The sequence below is a fragment of the Ruegeria sp. CDSB086 genome (genome assembly GCF_059611065.1).
Window position 1 is genome coordinate 112,367 of sequence record NZ_JBXWOV010000012.1, and the last position, 18,862, is coordinate 131,228.

Below are 18,862 nucleotides of genomic sequence, written 5' to 3' on the forward strand. Positions count from 1 at the left end.
CATGTCATTGGGGGAGTTTTCCATGAAGAAAGTCTATGCCAATGCCACCGAAGCGCTCGATGGAGTGATTTCGGACGGCATGATGATCGCGGCAGGCGGTTTTGGCCTGTGCGGTATTCCCGAACTGCTGCTTGAGGCGATCAAGAACTCGGGCGCTCAAGATCTGACGTTTGCTTCGAACAACGCCGGCGTCGACGATTTCGGTATCGGCACCCTGCTGCAGACCAAGCAGGTCAAAAAGATGATCAGCTCTTACGTCGGTGAAAACGCCGAGTTCATGCGCCAATATCTGGCTGGAGAGCTGGAGCTCGAATTCAACCCGCAAGGTACCCTGGCCGAACGCATGCGCGCTGGTGGCGCAGGCATCCCCGGGTTCTATACCAAGACCGGTGTGGGCACCGTGATCGCCGATGGTAAAGAGCACAAAGACTTCAATGGCGAGACTTACATCTTGGAAGAAGGCATCTTTGCCGATCTGGCCATTGTCAAAGCATGGAAGGCCGATGACACCGGCAACCTGATTTTCCGCAAGACCGCGCGCAACTTTAACGTACCTGCTGCGACCTGTGGCAAGATCTGCATCGCCGAGGTCGAGGAAATCGTGCCGCGTGGTTCGCTGGACCCCGATATGATCCACCTGCCCGGCATCTACGTGCATCGCATCATTCAGGGTCAGCACGAAAAGCGCATCGAACAACGCACCACCCGTAAGAAGGAGGAAGCATAATGCCCTGGGATCGTAATCAGATGGCCGCACGTGCGGCGCAAGAGCTGGAAGACGGCATGTATGTAAACCTCGGCATCGGTATTCCGACGCTGGTGGCAAACTATGTTGGTGACAAGGACATCACCCTCCAATCCGAGAACGGTATGCTGGGCATGGGCCCCTTCCCCTTTGAAGGCGAAGAAGACCCGGATCTGATCAACGCTGGCAAGCAGACGATCACGGAGCTGTCCCGCACCGCCTATTTCGACAGTGCCACATCGTTTGCCATGATCCGCGGCGGTAAGATCGCGGCCGCCGTTCTGGGCGCGATGGAGGTCGATGAAGAAGGCGATCTGGCCAACTGGATGATTCCAGGCGTGCTGGTGAAGGGCATGGGCGGCGCGATGGACCTGGTTGCAGGTGTTCGTCGCGTGATCGTCGTGATGGACCACACCAACAAGCACGGCAAGTCCAAGCTGCTGAAGAAGTGCACCCTGCCCCTGACCGGCAAGAAGGTGGTGAACCGCATCATCACCAACCTTGGCGTTCTGGACGTGGTTGATGGCGGCCTGAAGATCATCGAGATTGCCGAAGGCGTGACCGAAGACGAGATCCGCGCTGCGACCGAAGCCAACATCGTCAACTAATTCACACCAATGAAAAGGCCCACCGTTTCGGGTGGGCCATTTTCAGTTCAACGATTGGAATACACACCCATCCGTAATCAGCTGAGGCGGTGTCGAACACAACGCCCGCGCCACCTGAAACGCTGCAAGAACTTTGGGTACGTAATCACGGGTCTCTGCGTAAGGCGGGACGCCTTCGTGCTTACGTACGGCCCCTTCCCCGGCGTTATACCCCGCAAGGACGAGGATCGGGTCGTTACCGAATTCTTCCATCAGCCAGTTAAGGTACTTCACACCTCCCGCAATGTTTTGCGACGGCTGCGTACTGTCCTGAACCCCAAAACGTTTGGCGGTTGCAGGCATCAGCTGCATCAATCCTTGTGCCCCTGCCGAGCTTACAGCGTCGGTGCGCCCGGCGGATTCCACGGAAATGACCGCCAGAACCAATGCCGGTGAGACATTTGTTCCCACGGTCGAGCGCAGAATATCCACGCGGCGCTGTTGGGCGATATTTTGCAGGGTCTGTAAACGCGGTGCCGCGACGTTGATGGCAGCCAGTGCATTCATGGCATCGTTCAGCCGTCCGGACCCGGCCTCGGTCAATGATGGCGACACCCTTTCCCAGAAAGCCTTGTACGAACCAACCGGTTTTTTGCCCGCACCGGGAAGAGTTGGCGGTATGACACGCGTGCGCGCGATGATTTCAGGTTCGACTAATTCTACGCCTGTACTAGGGGCAGACGGGGTCTTCGCATGCTCATCGGGCGTAATCTGGACCGTGACGCGTGGCCGCGTGCCAGGCTTTGGGGCCTTGACCCGTTTGTAAACGCCTCTTGGCTCAACCTCGTTCGCCACGACTGGCACTGGGCCAGACAGCATCAACGCCGCCAAACCGGCGCAAGTCATTGCGAGCCGGAGATTCATTTGCCTGCCTCATGTTTTTCTTTTGGTTGAGTTGAACCTCGAATCTGCCCGCAAGGCCAGAAAAACAATGCGAAATGGGGCAATTTCGCCTCATTTGCCGCAAATTTGCATCGGGGCGACCAGACAACCTCTGTTAGGTTTGTTTTTTTATTGTTTATTTTTAAGTAGTTACCAGAAAAACTACCAAAAAGTTAAACTTCACCAAAAAAAAATAGGGTTTGGCCCAATTCCTGCCATGCACAGCGGTCAATCATAGTGCCATACCGAGACGATCGGGAGCGGACTGAGAGAGGAAGCTCTGATAGACGCCTAGGTTTAATTGACTTTTTTAGATCCTTTAGGAGGGACGTAACATGATCAAGTTCATCAAGAACTTCCGCAAAGACGAAGACGGCGCCGTAACAGTAGACTGGGTCGTTCTGACCGCAGCCGTTGTTGGCCTGGCCGCAGTTGCATACACTCAGATCGGTAACGGCACCAAAGCCGTGTCGGACAGCGTTGGCACATCGTTGACAAGCGTTTCGACTGCCGTTCAGACGCCTGACGTCAACCCAACCGACAACTAATCCAGGTACAGACTATCTGGGGTGGGGCCATGCTTGAACTAGCTTGGCCCCTATTTTTTTCTAAACTTCCGTCTCTGGTGCTCTGATGTTGAACAGACTCGAAAAATTCCTGAAAAACGAAGATGGGGCGGTCACAGTTGATTGGGTCGTTCTAACCGCAGCAGTGGTTGGACTAGCTGCTTTCGTGGGCATTTACTTTTTCGCCCCTCTGAAGGCGATTGATGAAGCCAACGGCAGATCAATGAACGGAGTGGCAACCCAAGTTGATTCATTGGAAATCTCAGTGGAATTTTCCGGCTCCGGCTCTTAACGGCTCTATTTCCTAGTTTCCTAGAACAAGGTTTGCCAATTTACCCAACATTGTCCCCCTTTTCGACACAATTCACGTTTACACAGGGGGCAAATGATGTCGTATTCTGATCGACACCAAACCAAAAAAGAAGTGTGAGGGGACGCGAATGCGTGCGGTATTTGGACTTGTTCTGATTATTGGGGTCGCTCTGGCCGGTGGTGCTGTGTACCTGGCAAAGGATTACATCAGTCAAACCCAGGCGGAACTAGAGCGCGAGAGATTGGCTACACAAAACGCTCTGGCGAACGTTAAGACAATTCCTACAGTGGACGTCATGGTTTTGAATCGGGCGATGAAATACGGCGAGCGTCTGGCAGAAGACGATGTGCGCGTCGTGCAGTGGCCAGAGGACGCGATTCCTGAAGGAACTTTCTCGGATATGACCGCGTTGTTTCCGCAAGATCGTAAGGGCGATCGCTTTATCCTTCGCACGATAGAAAAAGACGAGGCGCTTTTGGAAGTTAAAGTAACCCAGCCCGGCGAATCGGCTGGCCTTACCTCGCGCCTTGAGAAAGGCATGCGAGCTTTTGCCATCAGCGTAGATGTAGCATCTGGCGTGTCTGGCTTTTTACGCCCGGGCGATAACGTCGACGTTTACTGGACCGGATCCCTAAGAGGTACTGGCGGCGAGGGAGAGATCACACGTCTTATCCAGACCAACATTGAATTGATTGCAATTGATCAATCCGCGGGATCGGACGTGACCGGCACAACAATCGCCAGGACGGTCACTGTTGCAATAACCCCGGAACAGGTCGCCGCACTCGCCCAAGCTCAGAACACTGGACGCTTGTCACTGGCATTGGTCGGCACCCAGGATGAGACCATTGCGACTGCGATTGAAGTGGACCAAAGAAAACTGCTGGGAATCGAAGCAGCCGCACCAGCGCCTGTTCAGGTTGAGGAACGAAAGTGCTTCACCAACATTCGTCGTGGCGCGGAAATCGTCCAAACACCCATTCCCTGCACAAACTAGCGCGAAATCAAAACGTTAAAGCTACAAGCCGCGCCATCAGCGCGGCTTGTTTCGTTTCGAATGTTGCGCATTACCCACATAAGGAAAATTCCAGAAACCATTGATTATTGCAATAAAATCGTAATTCGCGCAGTGTTATCGCACATAAGGCATTAGACCTAAAACGAGGCGTGATCGGAGAGGCAGGTCACATGAAAATAATATCTTGGTTCAACGCAACCCTTCTGGGGTTGGCGTTAGTTATCAGTTCGGCCAGCACTGCTGTCCAAGCTGAAACACTTCGCGTGGTTAAGAACGGTACGGCGGAAACGCTGGACGTTCCGATGAACCGCGCAATTGTCGTTGAAAGCGAAACACCATTTGCGGAACTCAGCATCGCCAACGCAGGCATCGCTGACATTTCGTCGCTTTCTGATCGTACTATCTATGTTTTGGGTAAGGCACCTGGCCTGACCACGCTGACTTTGTTCGATGGGGCTGGCAACCTGCTGGCCAACGTTCGGGTCCGTGTTTCGCCGGATGTGTCTGAATTCAAAGAGAGATTGAGACAGATTCTGCCGAACGAGCCAATCGAAGTGCGTACTGCCAACGACGGCATCGTTCTTTCTGGCACGATCTCCAGCTCGGCTAAATTGGCCCGTGCCCTGGAACTTGCAGAACGTTACGCGCCCGAGCGGGTTTCGAACCTAATGTCTGTTGGCGGTGTTCAACAGGTCATGCTGAAAGTTCGCTTTGCCGAAATGAATCGGTCGGTTGCCAAAAGTTTGACCGCATCGCTTGGTTTTGGCGGTGGTGACACAACGGGCGGATTCAACACGTTGAACACCGCTGGTGCGTTGGCCAACGCGTTGAACAACAACATTCCCTTCCAGCAGACAAATACAGGTGCCATCTTGTTTGGCTTTGGTGCCGGTTCGACACAGGTACGCTTGCTGTTGGAGGCGCTCGAATCCAAAGGGCTTGCCCGTACTCTTGCAGAGCCCAACCTGTCAGCTCTGTCTGGTCAGGAAGCTGAATTCCTGGCTGGCGGCCAAGTCCCGATTCCGGTTCCAGCCGATGACGGCCAAATCGCAATTGAATACCGGAATTTTGGTGTGCAGGTCCTCTTTACGCCCCGCGTGGTGGACGGTGATCTGATAAACCTCGAGCTGGGAACATCGGTGTCAACTATTGACCCTAACTCCAACTTTTCAATTGCAGGCAACAACGTGCCAACATTCATTGCGCGTCAGACGAAGACGACAGTTGAATTGCGAGACGGCGAGAGCTTTGCGATTGCAGGGTTGGTTCAGGACAACTTCGCGGACCTGAATAGCCAAATTCCATGGGTCGGCGACATTCCTGTGCTGGGTGCTTTGTTCCGCAGCGCGGAATACCAGCGTCAGCAATCTGAACTGGTTATCATCGTCACAGCCCATCTGGTATCACCCACCCGTGGTGAAGCCCTGGCCCTGCCGACAGACCGCGTCAAACCGCCTAGTGAGTTTGACCTGTTCTTGAACGGAAAAACGGCGCGAACGACGCGCGTTGGTTCGGGTGCTGCGTCTGAAGTCGCCAAACAGGACTTTGGCAGCTCATACGGCTACATCCTGGAATGATTGAGAGGATAGGACCAATGCAGAAGTGGATCATAACACTGGGTCTGTCGGTCACCGTTGCCGCGTGTACACGCGAGGCCGGATACGAAATCGACCAAGGCGCCTTTGGCAACGCAACGCTAAACAACGTTCAGGTCATGAACGGTGAATTGACATACGCCCAAATCCTGGGTCAGCGGTTTGCTGCAGAAGTTCCGACGCAGATCAATTTTGCGTTTAACAGTTCTCAGCTGGACGCTCAGGCGCAACGGGTCTTGTTGCGGCAAGCGGCATGGATCAAGCAGTTCCCCGAAGCGCGGTTCCGCGTTTACGGCCATACCGATGCCGTCGGCTCTACCGCCTATAACCAGTCGCTTGGGCAACGTCGTGCAAACGCCGCCGTCGCGTTCCTGACGCAGCAGGGAATCTCGCGATCACGCTTGGAAGCCGTTGTTTCCTTTGGGAAAACACGACCTCTGATCGACACTCCGAACCGAGATCGCCGAAATCGGCGTACTGTGACCGAAGTGTCCGGCTTCTTGGATCGCAACCCGCTGGTGCTGGATGGCAAATACGCCGAGATCGTGTACCGCGAATACGTCGACAGCGCGACAAGAGAAAGTTACATCCAGCGTGAAGACGCTGGCGGCAGCGACGATGAATAATCCATAAGAAATGGGCGGCATCGTCGCCCATTTCCCTACAATTGGTTCTTTTGCGCCAAAATCTTGCCTAAGTTCCAAGCCATCTTTTCAACAATTAGGTGAAGTGCGGCCCGAATTGGCCGCGACCGGGCAACAGCGAACTGAACCGAACCAAACATGTTCGGGCAGTGAGCAGGTCCAGACGACGAGGATTGTGTGAATGACAAGCGCCAAAACGCATGATGACGGAACTGCCATTCTGGCCTGCACGATCAGCCGTGACGTCCAAAATTTTGATCTTCTGATCGAGGACATGGAAACCATTTTGGGCGAACGTTGGGGCGACCTTGGGTTTGCCGAAGCCCTGGCTTTTTTCAGCCAACCAGAGGCGGAAAGCCTTGAATTCGTTGCGCTTGCTATTGACGGAGAAGATGAAGACAACCTTTCGCTGATGGGCGAAATCATCTCGCAGGCCAAAGAGAAAAAGATCAAGATCGTTCTGATCGCCGAAGACGTAACACCTGCGTCTCTGCACCAACTGCTTCGCAAGGGCGCGGACGAGTTTGTCCCCTACCCTCTTCCCGAAGGAGAGCTGCAGGAAGCCATTGAGCGCATGAACAAACCTGAACCGGTGGCAACGACTGCAGTGGCAGCTCAGGTCGCTCAGGGTGATTCGAAAGAAGGCGCGCTGTTTGTGGTCCATGGGCTGGCAGGCGGTGTGGGATCAACGACCATGGCGGTTAACCTCGCCTGGGAGCTAGCAACCGCGTCAGACAAAGAGGCGCCTTCTGTGTGCGTCATCGACCTGGATCTGCAATATGGCAGCGTGTCGACATATCTGGACCTTCCTCGACGCGAAACCATATTTGAGATGCTGTCAGACACAACTTTGATGGATGACGATGTCTTCTCGCAGGCCTTACAAACCTATGAGGAAAAGCTTGAGGTCCTGACTGCACCGTCCGATATGGTTCCGTTGGACCTGATCACACCCGATGACATCGAGCGCGTCATCGAAATTGCCCGCAGGAAATTCGACTACGTGGTCGTCGACATGCCGACGACCCTTGTTCATTGGTCGGAAACGGTTCTTCAGGCTGCGCATGTGTACTTTGCCATGATCGAGCTGGACATGCGATCCGCTCAGAATGCGCTGCGGTTGAAACGCGCCCTCCAGGCCGAGGAACTGCCGTTCAACAAACTCCGGTTCGCTCTGAACCGAGCCCCGAAATTCACTGACTTGAATGGCAAAGGCCGGGTCAAGCGCATGGGCGAAAGCCTGGGCATTTCAATTGACCTACAATTGCCGGATGGTGGCAAACCCGTCATGCAAAGCGGTGATCACGGATTGCCGCTGGCCAAATCCGCCGCCAAGAACCCGCTGCGTCGGGAAATCGCAAAACTTGCAAAATCGCTTCACAGCTTGGGCAGCAGCAGCGCCGAGGCCGCGTAACCGTATTTCAGAGGGGTAGTCGCCGTGTTTTCAAGATACAAGAAGCAGCCAGCAGCGCAGCCGGTCGAGGCTGCTCCAACGCCTGAGGCTGCGGCGCAAACGCCTGCTCCGAAAAAAGCATCCACTGACAACGCCGTCGCCCGCCGCCCAATTCAAAAGAAGGCTGCTGAACCGGTCGGATCGGACCGGGATCGCAAGCGCAAAGAGCGCTTGGGTGAGATTAAGATCGAGATGCACCGGGAACTGCTGGAAAACCTGAATCTTGCGGCACTTGAAAAGGCCGGAGAATCTGAACTTCGAGCGGAAATCAGCGCGATCTCGAGCGAAATCCTCGAATCCCGCGATATTGTTCTGAACCGCGAAGACCGGTCACAGCTAAACAAAGAACTGTATGACGAAGTCACTGGTTTGGGCCCCCTTGAGACGCTGCTTCAAGACGACAGTGTCAACGATATCCTGGTAAACGGTCCTCAGCAGATTTTTGTCGAACGGTTCGGCAAGCTTGAAATCAGCGACGTCACGTTCAAGGACGAAAAGCACCTGATGCGGATCATCGACAAGATCGTATCCGCCGTGGGTCGCCGGGTCGATGAATCTAACCCCTATGTTGACGCTCGCCTGGCTGACGGGTCGCGTTTCAACGCAATGGTGCCACCTATCGCCGTTGACGGGTCGCTGGTTTCCATTCGTAAGTTCAAAAAAGACAAGCTGGCCATCGACGATCTGGTCAATTTCGGCGCCTTCACAGAGGAAATGGCCGCCTATTTGCAGGCAGCTGTTTCAACGCGCCTGAATATCATCGTCTCGGGCGGTACAGGCTCCGGTAAAACGACGACGCTGAATGCCTTGTCCAGCTTTATTGATGACGCCGAACGCATCCTGACCATCGAGGATACGGCGGAACTTCAGCTGCAGCAGACCCATGTGGGACGGATGGAAAGCCGCCCCCCTAACGTCGAAGGCAAAGGCGAAGTCAGCCCGCGCGACTGTCTTAAAAACGCTCTTCGTATGCGTCCTGACCGCATCATCGTGGGCGAGACGCGTGGCGCCGAGGTGATCGACATGCTGCAAGCCATGAACACTGGCCACGACGGTTCGATGACCACGATCCACGCCAACTCGGCGCGTGACGGGATTTCGCGTCTCGAGAACATGATTGCGATGGCCGGGATCGAGATGCCTATCAAAGCGGTACGCAGCCAAGTCTCATCCGCTGTGAACCTGATTGTACAGGCCAGCCGCCTGCAGGACGGCTCACGTCGGATGACCTCGATCACTGAGATTACGGGGATGGAAGGTGACGTGATTTCCATGCAGGAAATTTTCAAGTTTCAACGCGTTGGACTAACGCCGGACAACAAGATCATTGGCCATTTCACCGCAACCGGTGTGCGCAGCCACTATTCCGAACGCTTCCGTCTGTGGGGCTTTGATCTACCGTCATCCATCTACGAACCTACGACCGTCTAAGGAGATCCGGAAATGCAACTGCCCGTAGAGGCTCTTATCTATGTTGTGATCTTCGTCGGAGTTCTTCTCCTGGTCGAGGGCATCTATCTTGTGGCATTTGGCAAGTCCATCAGCCTGAACAGCCGCGTGAACCGGCGTTTGGATATGCTTGAGAAAGGCGTCGGACGCGAACAGGTTCTAGAACAGCTGCGCAAGGAAATGCAGCAGCATATGAAATCCCAGAGCATCCCGCTCTATTCGCTTTTGGCCGACAAGGCACAAAAAGCTGCTATCGCCTTTTCACCTCGCCAATTGATCATGATCATGATGCTGGTTTCTGGATTTGCCTATGTGGGCTTGAGCATCGGCACAGGAACCGAGGTCGTGTTGCGGATTGCGCTGTCGGTCGCGATCGGCGTGGGTGGCGTGTATGCTTGGGTAAACAACAAAGCCAAGAAGCGTATGGGATTGATGGAAGAGCAACTGCCCGACGCAGTTGAACTAATGGTTCGGTCTCTTCGCGTCGGTAATCCATTTGTTTCGACGATTCAAATTGTTGCCAATGAAGTGCAAGACCCGCTTGGCACGGAATTTGGCGTCATCGCAGATGAATGCGCCTATGGCCGTGACGTCGGTGAAGCCCTGAAAGACATGGCCGAACGACTGGGGATGCAGGATCTGCGCTTTTTGTCCGTCGCGGTAGGAATTCAGCAACAGGCGGGTGGTAACCTGGCCGAGATTTTGGCGGGTCTGGCCCAGGTTATCCGAGCGCGGTTCCGCTTGTTCCGCCGTGTCAATGCGATCACGGCCGAAGCCAAATGGTCCGGCAAGTTCCTGTCTGGCTTCCCCCTATTCTGCCTGTTGTTCATTTTGGTAAAAGATCCGGGCTACTATGACGAAGTTGTGGACCACCCATGGTTCATTCCGATGTGTTTCTTTGTGGGCATCATGCTGACACTGAACCTGATCGTCATGCGCATTCTTACGAATATCAAAGTCTGAGGGCTTGAGTATGGAATTTCTGACCCAAATCAATGAAGTCCTGACCGAGAATTTGGGGCCGTTCGGGCCACTTATCGTAGTCGGGGTTTTGGGCTTGTTCATGATCCTTGTGACCTTGCCACTGATGCTGAATCAGCCTGAGGACCCTCTCAAGAAACTTCAGCGCTCTAATGCACCCTCCAAGGAAAGCAAAAAGGGCAACAAGGACAAACTGCGACAATCCAGCCGCAACGAGCAGCTTCAGAAATTCGCGAACTTCCTGGAACCACAGAACAAGGAAGAACTGTCCGCGATGGAGCTCAAGCTGCGCCAGGCGGGGTATCAGTCCAAAGACTCGGTCCGCTTTTTCCATTTTGCTCAATTTGCGCTTGGTTTGGTCGGTATTTCAATTGGTGTGCTGTTGGTCACGGTTTTTGCGGGTGATCAGGAATTTACACCAGCCCAGATGGCTATGCGCGTCTTGATCCCGGCATGTGCGTTCTACTTCCTCCCGCGCTATTGGATCACACGACGCGTTGCCGAACGACAGGAAGCCATCGTTGCAGGTTTTCCCGACACTCTGGATCTTATGCTGGTTTGCGTCGAAGCTGGTCAGTCGCTGGATCAGGCGATTGTTCGGGTCGCAGCTGAAATGAAAGTCTCTTACCCGGATATTGCCTCGGAATTCGAAGTCGTCGCGCACGAATTGAAGGCTGGTAAGGAGAGGGACAGCGTTCTCAGAGACTTTGGCACACGTTGCGGCGTTCAGGACGTCAGCTCGTTTGTGACTGTTATGATCCAGTCGGCCACATTTGGTACATCAATCGCCGAAGCCTTGCGGGTTTATGCCGGTGAAATGCGTGACAAGCGGGTAATGCGCGCCGAAGAGGCCGCGAACAAGTTGCCAACCAAAATGACACTTGCCACAATGATGCTGACGGTGCCGCCGTTGCTGGTCATTCTGGTCGGCCCTTCGGCAAAAGGCATCGCGGACTTTGCAAACAGTGGATCCGGTGGATAACGTCCCGATGAATTCAAATTTCAGGTGTATCCGGTTCAGGCTACGCCGCACATTTCAGGCCACCTTGGTTCTTGCCATGGTGGCCTCTTGTACAGAAACAGGCCTTTCGAACGACCTGGATGCTCCTGGTATCGACTCTAAGGCAGAATCTGTTGATCCGATTACGGTCGGAAACCGGCTGATGGCATCGGGCGAATATGAACTGGCGCTGACATCCTTTTCCCGCGCCGCGCTGGATCAGGGGATGACAACGGAACTCCTGACCTCAATGGGAACTGCGAACCTGGGTCTCAGGCGTTTAGGGCAGGCAGAGGAACTGCTGCGCCGCGCAGTTGAGGATGAGCCTGACTGGCCTATCGCGTGGAACAATCTTGGTGTTGTGCTGATGGAAAAGGCCGAATACCCCGAGGCAGAACAGATGTTCCGGCGCGCCTTTGCTTTGGACAATGGCGAAAGTGACGCAATTTTGGACAATCTGCGCTTAGCACTCGCAAAAATGGAAAATCCTGTTAATACTACCCCGGAAAAACAAGAATATACACTGGAGCAGCAAGGCAACGGGCAATTCAAGCTGCGCAAGCTCCCGTAACATAGGCAAGAGCAGTAAGGGACGCAAAAAATGCGCCAACAATTCTTGATTCCGACGATGGTAGTCTGCGGGATGGTCCTGTCCGCCTGCGAGAAAGAAACCGAAGAAGAAAAGGTAGAACGCACCTATCAGGAGGTGAACGTCATTGACGAAACCAACCTGAACGAGGTTCTTCTGACCGCGGCTGACCCAAACGAGGCTGTAACTTATTTCAAAGGGGCCGCCGCAAAAAACCCCGGCCGGATCGACCTGCAACGGGGCCTCGCGATTTCTCTTACGCGCGCTAAACGCACGACCGAGGCCGCTTCGGCGTGGAAAAAAGTGACGACCATGAAAGGCGCGAGCAACGTCGACCGGGTCGAATACGCCGCCGCATCGGTCCGCGCTGGTGACTGGGCAACAGCCAAGTCGACGCTGGATTCTGTTCCTCCAACCTATGAGACATTCCAACGTTACCGTCTTGAGGCGGTCGTTGCAGACTCCAGTAAAGACTGGAAACGTGCAGATCACTTTTACGAAACAGCCGTTGGTCTGACCACGCGCCCAGGTGGCGTTATGAACAACTGGGGCTACTCCAAGCTATCGCGCGGTGATTACGCCGATGCCGAGAGATTGTTTTCCGAAGCAATCCGTCAGGACAAATCGCTGTTCACCGCCAAGAACAACCTCGTGTTGGCCAGGGCTGCACAGGGGAACTATAACATGCCAGTTGTTCCTCTGACACAAGTTGAGCGGGCCATGCTGCTGAATACAATGGGTATTTCTGCGATCAAACAAGGCGATATCACGACGGCCAAAAACCTGTTCCGTGAAGCCATCGCAACCCACCCCCAGCATTATGAGGAAGCCGTTCGATCGCTTCGCGCGCTTGAAGAGGCCTGATTCATGAATATCCCTGCGACGGCAGCCGCATGGTTTTTGCCGTTTGTGTTGCCGATCTGTTTTTATGTGGCCTTCACCGATCTGCGTAGCATGCTGATCAAAAATCATGCCGTGATCGCTTTGGCCGCGATTTTTGCTGTTGTCGGGTTGATTGCACTGCCACCCTGGGCAACCGAGTGGACGACCGGCAGCGTGGGTCCGATTGCCCTGACACTTCCGCCCTATCTGTGGCAATTGCTGCACATCGTTGTCGTTTTGTTTTTTGGCATCCTGTTGAACGCGGCCGGCGTCATGGGGGCAGGTGATGCCAAGTTTCTGGCTGCCGCCTCAGCCTTTGTCTGGGCCGGTGACTATCTGCTTATGACGCTGATCGCCACTTGCGCCATGCTTGGTGCATATGTGACGCACAGGCTGGCCAAGCACACACGCCTTCGGGCAATCGCCCCGGACTGGGAGAGCTGGGATCGGGGCAAGAAATTTCCGATGGGTTTTCCGTTAGGGGCCAGTTTGGCGATCTATTTGATTTTCGGAACTGTTTCCGGCTCATAAACTATCATCAGTCCGCCTTTTCAATGCCTTTGTGCTGACACAAAGCAGGTTAAGATTTTAACCAAGCAGCCCTTGTGGGGCTTTTGGCGTGATTAGTGGATAGACGGGCAACGCTCATGAATATGCAGACGACCTCGGTTATGGCCCCCCCTGCCCCCAAGGGTATGGCCGAAATGAAACTGCCCATCGTGATGATGCGGGACATTCTGCTTAAGACGATATTCCGAAAGAACGTGGATACGGTCACGGAAATCGCGGAAGCGATCTGTTTGCCAGGTGCGGTCACGCAAGAACTTGTAGACATTGCACGCGAACAGAAACTGCTCGAAGCGACGGGCACACTGAACGCCAACAGTGGCAACGAGATGGGCTATCAGCTTACCGATGCCGGCAAAGCCCGTGCACTGGACGCGCTGAGCCAATCTGAATACTTCGGCGCTATGCCGGTTCCGCTGGACGTATACCGGGAACAGGTCAAGCGTCAGTCAATCCGAAATATTCAGGTGACCCGCGATCAGCTAACTGGTGCGATGGGACATCTTGTTCTGCCCGACAGCCTACTGGACCATCTGGGCCCCGCAGTCAGCGCCGGCCGGTCAATTCTGATGTATGGCCCTCCGGGTAACGGTAAATCCTCAATCTCGAACGGTATTCGCGACGCGCTGGGGGACAACGTCTATGTTCCCCGTGCCATCGAGTATGCAGGTCAGGTCATCACGGTCTATGATCCGATCGTCCACACTGCGATCGAGCAAGAGGCGGATGACCCCAACAGCCTGCGCCGTCGCAAGCGGTTCGACACACGCTATGTTCAGTGCGAACGCCCGACCGTGGTAACGGGTGGTGAACTTTCGCTTTCAATGCTGGATCTGGTCTACAACCCGACTGCACGTACCTATCAGGCGCCACTGCAGCTGAAATCAACCGGTGGCATCTTCATCGTGGACGACCTTGGTCGTCAGCAGGAACCGCCACAGGCGTTGATCAACCGCTGGATTGTTCCTTTGGAAGAGAACAAGGACATTCTTGGCCTGCAGTCTGGCGAAAAGTTCGAAGTGCCTTTTGACACACTGGTTATCTTCTCGACCAACTTCCACCCAAATGAGATATTCGACCAAGCGGCCCTGCGCCGGATCTTCTTCAAGATCAAGATCGGTGGTCCCGTTCAAGAAGACTTCCTAAAAATCTTTGCAATGGTGGCGCGGAAACGCGGCATGCCGCTGGATGAATCCGCTCTGGTGCATTTGCTGAAGGTCAAATACCCGACCATCAACAACGTCTATGCCAACTATCAGCCGATCTTCCTGATCGACCAGATGATCTCGATCTGCGAATTTGAGGGCATCCCCTATCAGATGAGCCCCGATCTGATCGACAGGGCCTGGGCCAACATGTTCGTCAAAGACGAGGTAATCGTAAATTAACGCCGTGCCATTTCCGGGACAGGCCGGGTAGTCTGCGTTCATGACGCAGATTCCCCCCCGGATCACGGATTGGTTTGACGCCAAAGGCTGGTCCATCCATCCACATCAGCAAGAGATGTTTGACCGGGCTGCGGACCCGGCAACTTTGCTCATTGCGCCGACCGGCGGTGGCAAAACGATGGCCGGTTTCCTGCCGACACTGGCCGAACTGGCGGAAAATGATCGCCCCGGCCTGCACACGCTCTATGTTTCCCCACTCAAGGCTTTGGCCGCCGATATCCGCCGCAACCTGCGCGGCCCGGCGGACGATATTGGCCTGCCCATCCGCATCGAAGACCGAACAGGCGATACCTCGGCCACGCAAAAGAAACGTCAGCGCGTGGACCCTCCGCACATCCTGCTGACCACGCCTGAAAGCCTGGCCTTACTGACGTCGTACGAAGACGCCCCGCGGATGTTTGCAGGCGTCCAACGCGTGATCGTGGACGAAATCCACGCCTTGGCCGAAAGCAAACGAGGCGATCAGTTGATGTTGGCGCTGGCCCGTTTGCAGAGCTTGTGCCCTGACCTGCGACGCGTCGGCCTGTCGGCCACAGTCGAAGACCCCGATGCCATCGCGCAGTTTTTGGCCCGCCACCCCGATCCTTGCAAGATCATTCAGGCTGATCCCGGCCCCGACCCCGATATCCAAATGCTTGAGACGCAAGAGATGCCGCCCTGGTCCGGTGGAGGGGCGGCCTATTCGATCCCTGCGGTGCTGGATCAGATCAAACAACACAAAACCACGCTTATCTTTCACAACACCCGCGCGCAGGCCGAAATATTCTTTCACAACATTTGGCTTGCTAATGATGACGGGCTGCCCATTGGCATTCACCACGGCAGCCTGGATCGGCAACAGCGCGAACGGGTCGAGGCTGCAATGGTCCGCGGTGACCTACGCGCCATTGTTTGCACCGGCAGTCTGGATCTGGGCATCGACTGGGGCGATGTGGATCTGGTGATCCAGATCGGCGCGCCCAAGAACGTCAAACGTCTGGTTCAGCGCATTGGTCGTGCCAACCACCGTTACAACGCCCCGTCCAAAGCCCTATTAGTGCCAGCGAACCGGTTTGAAGTGGTCGAGTGCGTCGCCGCGTTGGAGGCGGCAAAGGCCCATGATCTGGATGGCGAACCGCGCGGACCGGGCCCAAGGGACGTCTTGTGCCAGCATATGCTCATCGCCGCTGCGGCAGGTCCGTTCGATGCAGAAGCCCTGTTCACCGAAATGACGGCAGCAGGGCCATATTCTGATCTCAGCCGCGCTGAGTTCGACGCCTGTTTGGATTTCTGTGCAACCGGCGGCTACGCGCTGCGCGCCTATGATCGCTGGCAGCGGCTGTTGCAGCGGCCAGACGGGAAATGGCAGCTAAGAGACCCACGGGCAACACAGCGTATTCGTATGAACCTGGGCACGATACAGGACACAGACACGCTGAAAGTCCGCTTAAAGCGCAATCGCGGGGGCAAACCGCTGGGTGAGGTCGAGGAGGCATTTGCAGCCTCTCTGACGCCCGGAGACACGTTTCTGATCGGCGGACAGATCGTACGGTACGAGGGGCTGCGAGAAATGGTGGTCGAGGTCAGCCGCCGGGCGGACAAGAAGCCCAAGATCGCTACATTTTCGGGCACCAAGTTCGCGACCTCGACCCAACTCAGCGACCGTATCCTGCGCATGTTCGCTCAGCCGGAGTGGCCACAACTACCTGCCCACACGGCCGAATGGTTAGCGTTGCAGCGGGATATGTCCCGACTGCCTCAACGGGATCGCTTGCTGATCGAAAGTTTTCCCAATGACCGTCGTGAACACCTGTGTGTTTACGGCTTCGCTGGGCGCAATGCGCAACAGACCCTTGGGCTTTTATTGACCAAACGGATGGAGGAAACCGGGTTGGCGCCGCTTGGTTTTGTTGCCACCGACTATGCGACGCTGATTTGGGGCTTGGATGCTGTGACCGACCCAAGCCCATTGCTCCAATTGGACAAACTGCGTGACGGGCTTGAGACATGGCTGGCGGGCAACGCTGTCATGAAACGCACCTTTCGCGCTTCGGCCACAATAGCAGGCCTGATCGAGCGCAATACAGGCGGGCAACGCAAAAGCGGGCGTCAGGCTACGTTTTCCTCGGATATTCTTTACGATACGCTGCTGAAGTATGACCCCAACCACCTTCTGATGCAGATCACCCGCGAGGAAGCAATGCGCGGACTAGTGGATTTTGGACGTATCGAGACAATGATTGAACGAATTGGTGACCGGATAGATCTGGTTCGGCTGGATCGGGTCTCTCCCCTCGCCGCGCCGTTGTTTCTGGAGGTTGGCAAAGTACCGGTCAAAGGTGCCGCCGAAGAACGTCTGTTGGCCGAGGAAAGCGCCCGGTTGCTACAGGCTGCGGGACTAGACGCGAAGTAATTCAGCTTGCGCCAAGGATCAAAACAGGTGAAGAACGTACCATGAACGAGCTGGCGTTTTCCTTTGCTGAACAAGACCTGCGCGCATTGGGATCTGGTGCGTTGTGGTGGCCAAACCGGAAACTGTTATGCGTCAGCGATCTGCATCTTGGCAAATCCGAACGTATGGCGCGGCGCGGTGGTCCCTCTTTGCCGCCCTATGACAGTCAGGACACCCTGACCCGGCTGGCCGCCGACATCGACAGAACCGGCGCGCAAACTGTCATCTGCCTGGGCGACAGCTTTGACGATTTGGATACTTTGGCGGCGTTGGGCACTGCCGAGAAGCTTTCGTTGACGGCCCTGCAAGCAGGCCGACAATGGATTTGGATCGAAGGAAACCACGACCCGGGTCCAATAGATCTGGGCGGAACACATCTGGCTGAATACGCGGTAGGTCCGCTGGTTTTTCGGCATATCGCCCAACCCGGTGATCACGGCGAAATCTCGGGGCACTATCATCCCAAGACGTGCATTAGGGCACGCGGTCGGACGATCACACGCCCGGCGTTTTTGCTGGATAATGCACGGCTTATTCTACCGGCCTATGGCACCTATACAGGCGGGCTGCGAAGTTCCGAGAAGGTTCTAAGTGACTTGATGAGCGACCGGGCAATGGCCATCCTGACTGGCCCTCATCCACAAATCATCCCAATGCCACGCTGAGATCATATCAACCCGTCGTCTTCAAGCATCGGCTTGTACTTCCGGCTGACCGGTATCAGGTCACCATTCACCAGCTTCAAGTAGATTCTGTCAGCTACCTTCTCAGTGCCTGTGACTGCGTTGTCCACGATCCAATGGGACCGGTGCGCACAATGCCCGCGCAAAGGCTCCATTTCCCCAACCGCATCAGATAGCCGTAACCGGATCGCAAAGGTGCCCTCTGATGTGACCACATCCACGTAGTGATTGCGCGAGCTCAGGCGATAAATCTGCCCCTGAAAAGACGCAGGCAACCGTCGCGCAAGCCGCGGCGCCGGGGATGATGGTGGAGCGCTTTTGGGTTCTGCCCGGCTGGTCAGAATCAGGCCAGCGGTAAACAAGGCGCTGTATCCAATAACCCGCGGGATGCCGGGTGCGGAGTGGCCCCCAATGGAAAACAGAACCACGGCCAGCACCCAAAGGGACGGGATAAACAACAGCAATACAAACAGAGCGATTGCCAGGTCACGCACCGGCAGGTTCAGAACAGTCCCGGATTCGCGGATCAGTTTTCGGGCCATCCAGGTCGACGTCACAGCGATACCCATCACCCCGAACCAAAATAAGAAGCTTATGACAAACGGCAAATCCGACATCTGGAACGGCGGAAAAGCGTAAGCCAGCATAGGAAGGAAGAACGCTCCGGCCACCACGCGTTGTGGGCTGCACAGGCTGAAGATGGGTCTTAGCTTTGAAGTCATACCATATCAAAAACCACTTTCAGGGACCCAGCCAAAAGCCCCAGAAAGCTAACATTCACACACTGCAAACGGCTGGGAAATCCCGGCTAACACGCCCCATTCAGACATTCAAACCTTAAAGGGGGGAAATTTAGCACGTTGACATCATGGCCAATTTTCACACTTGTGCGAAATTCAGTTTTGTTGGGGCGCATTTTTTGCGCCCCAGCGAAACAGGTCAGGCTGTGAGGCCTTCTGGTTCTGGCAG

Annotated in this window: 19 protein-coding genes; 17 read left to right on the forward strand and 2 right to left on the reverse strand. The window is 55.1% G+C overall.

The features are described 5' to 3' along the window. Positions 1-22: 22 nt before the first annotated feature. A complete protein-coding gene (locus AC2FIO_RS20815) occupies positions 23-727 on the forward strand; it encodes a CoA transferase subunit A (RefSeq protein WP_496699813.1) in 705 nt (234 codons plus the stop codon). Continuing rightward, positions 727-1,353 carry a CoA transferase subunit B gene (locus tag AC2FIO_RS20820; protein WP_058276937.1) on the forward strand — a complete coding sequence of 209 codons (627 nt, stop codon included), beginning with the start codon at positions 727-729 and terminating at the stop codon, positions 1,351-1,353. Before AC2FIO_RS20815 ends, AC2FIO_RS20820 begins: the two co-directional genes overlap by 1 nt. Before the next feature lie 42 nt (positions 1,354-1,395). Here the strand turns inward: AC2FIO_RS20820 and AC2FIO_RS20825 are convergent, their stop codons facing one another. Then, positions 1,396-2,256, reverse strand: coding sequence for a lytic transglycosylase domain-containing protein (locus tag AC2FIO_RS20825; RefSeq protein WP_496699814.1), 861 nt, complete (start codon positions 2,254-2,256; stop codon positions 1,396-1,398). A gap of 353 nt (positions 2,257-2,609) precedes the next feature. Here AC2FIO_RS20825 and AC2FIO_RS20830 point away from each other — a divergent pair, with 353 nt between their 5' ends. The 15 genes from AC2FIO_RS20830 (at position 2,610) to pdeM (ending at position 17,875) form a co-directional block, all read left to right on the forward strand. Then, complete coding sequence (locus tag AC2FIO_RS20830; RefSeq protein ID WP_282120037.1) at positions 2,610-2,822, forward strand: Flp family type IVb pilin; 213 nt, start codon at positions 2,610-2,612, stop codon at positions 2,820-2,822. Positions 2,823-2,907: 85 nt separating this feature from the next. Then, positions 2,908-3,132, forward strand: a complete 225-nt coding sequence (locus tag AC2FIO_RS20835) for a hypothetical protein (protein ID WP_282120038.1) — start codon at positions 2,908-2,910, stop codon at positions 3,130-3,132. Between the two features lie 148 nt (positions 3,133-3,280). Then, a complete protein-coding gene (gene cpaB, locus AC2FIO_RS20840; RefSeq protein WP_496699815.1) occupies positions 3,281-4,150 on the forward strand; it encodes a Flp pilus assembly protein CpaB in 870 nt (289 codons plus the stop codon). A gap of 191 nt (positions 4,151-4,341) precedes the next feature. Continuing rightward, the gene (locus AC2FIO_RS20845) at positions 4,342-5,748 is read left to right on the forward strand and encodes a type II and III secretion system protein family protein (protein ID WP_282120040.1); all 1,407 of its coding nucleotides are present in this window, start codon (positions 4,342-4,344) and stop codon (positions 5,746-5,748) included. A 17-nt stretch (positions 5,749-5,765) separates the two neighbouring features. Further along, a complete protein-coding gene (locus tag AC2FIO_RS20850) occupies positions 5,766-6,392 on the forward strand; it encodes an OmpA family protein (RefSeq protein ID WP_282120041.1) in 627 nt (208 codons plus the stop codon). A 199-nt stretch (positions 6,393-6,591) separates the two neighbouring features. Then, on the forward strand, positions 6,592-7,824 hold the full coding sequence (locus AC2FIO_RS20855; RefSeq protein WP_496699816.1) for a CpaE/TadZ family protein: 1,233 nt from the start codon (positions 6,592-6,594) through the stop codon (positions 7,822-7,824). A 24-nt stretch (positions 7,825-7,848) separates the two neighbouring features. Beyond that, positions 7,849-9,294 (forward strand): TadA family conjugal transfer-associated ATPase, encoded by a 1,446-nt coding sequence (locus AC2FIO_RS20860; RefSeq protein WP_496699817.1) that lies wholly within the window; start codon positions 7,849-7,851, stop codon positions 9,292-9,294. Positions 9,295-9,306: 12 nt separating this feature from the next. Then, on the forward strand, positions 9,307-10,275 hold the full coding sequence (locus AC2FIO_RS20865) for a type II secretion system F family protein (RefSeq protein ID WP_282120043.1): 969 nt from the start codon (positions 9,307-9,309) through the stop codon (positions 10,273-10,275). A 10-nt stretch (positions 10,276-10,285) separates the two neighbouring features. Beyond that, entirely contained in the window at positions 10,286-11,275 is a 990-nt protein-coding gene (locus AC2FIO_RS20870) for a type II secretion system F family protein (protein ID WP_282169107.1), read from the forward strand. 7 nt (positions 11,276-11,282) lie between these two features. Continuing rightward, positions 11,283-11,864 carry a tetratricopeptide repeat protein gene (locus AC2FIO_RS20875; RefSeq protein ID WP_496699818.1) on the forward strand — a complete coding sequence of 194 codons (582 nt, stop codon included), beginning with the start codon at positions 11,283-11,285 and terminating at the stop codon, positions 11,862-11,864. 30 nt (positions 11,865-11,894) lie between these two features. After that, positions 11,895-12,746: a tetratricopeptide repeat protein gene (locus AC2FIO_RS20880; protein ID WP_282169105.1), complete on the forward strand. Its 852-nt coding sequence runs from the start codon at positions 11,895-11,897 to the stop codon at positions 12,744-12,746. 3 nt (positions 12,747-12,749) lie between these two features. Beyond that, positions 12,750-13,295 carry a prepilin peptidase gene (locus AC2FIO_RS20885; RefSeq protein ID WP_282120047.1) on the forward strand — a complete coding sequence of 182 codons (546 nt, stop codon included), beginning with the start codon at positions 12,750-12,752 and terminating at the stop codon, positions 13,293-13,295. 116 nt (positions 13,296-13,411) lie between these two features. Further along, positions 13,412-14,719, forward strand: a complete 1,308-nt coding sequence (locus AC2FIO_RS20890; protein WP_109313459.1) for a DUF8689 domain-containing protein — start codon at positions 13,412-13,414, stop codon at positions 14,717-14,719. Between the two features lie 40 nt (positions 14,720-14,759). After that, a complete protein-coding gene (locus AC2FIO_RS20895; protein ID WP_496699819.1) occupies positions 14,760-17,171 on the forward strand; it encodes a ligase-associated DNA damage response DEXH box helicase in 2,412 nt (803 codons plus the stop codon). Positions 17,172-17,212: 41 nt separating this feature from the next. Beyond that, complete coding sequence (pdeM, locus tag AC2FIO_RS20900; protein ID WP_496699820.1) at positions 17,213-17,875, forward strand: ligase-associated DNA damage response endonuclease PdeM; 663 nt, start codon at positions 17,213-17,215, stop codon at positions 17,873-17,875. Positions 17,876-17,877: 2 nt separating this feature from the next. Here pdeM and AC2FIO_RS20905 read toward each other — a convergent pair whose 3' ends face one another. After that, complete coding sequence (locus AC2FIO_RS20905; protein ID WP_496699821.1) at positions 17,878-18,615, reverse strand: LytTR family DNA-binding domain-containing protein; 738 nt, start codon at positions 18,613-18,615, stop codon at positions 17,878-17,880. Between the last annotated feature and the right edge of the window lie 247 nt (positions 18,616-18,862).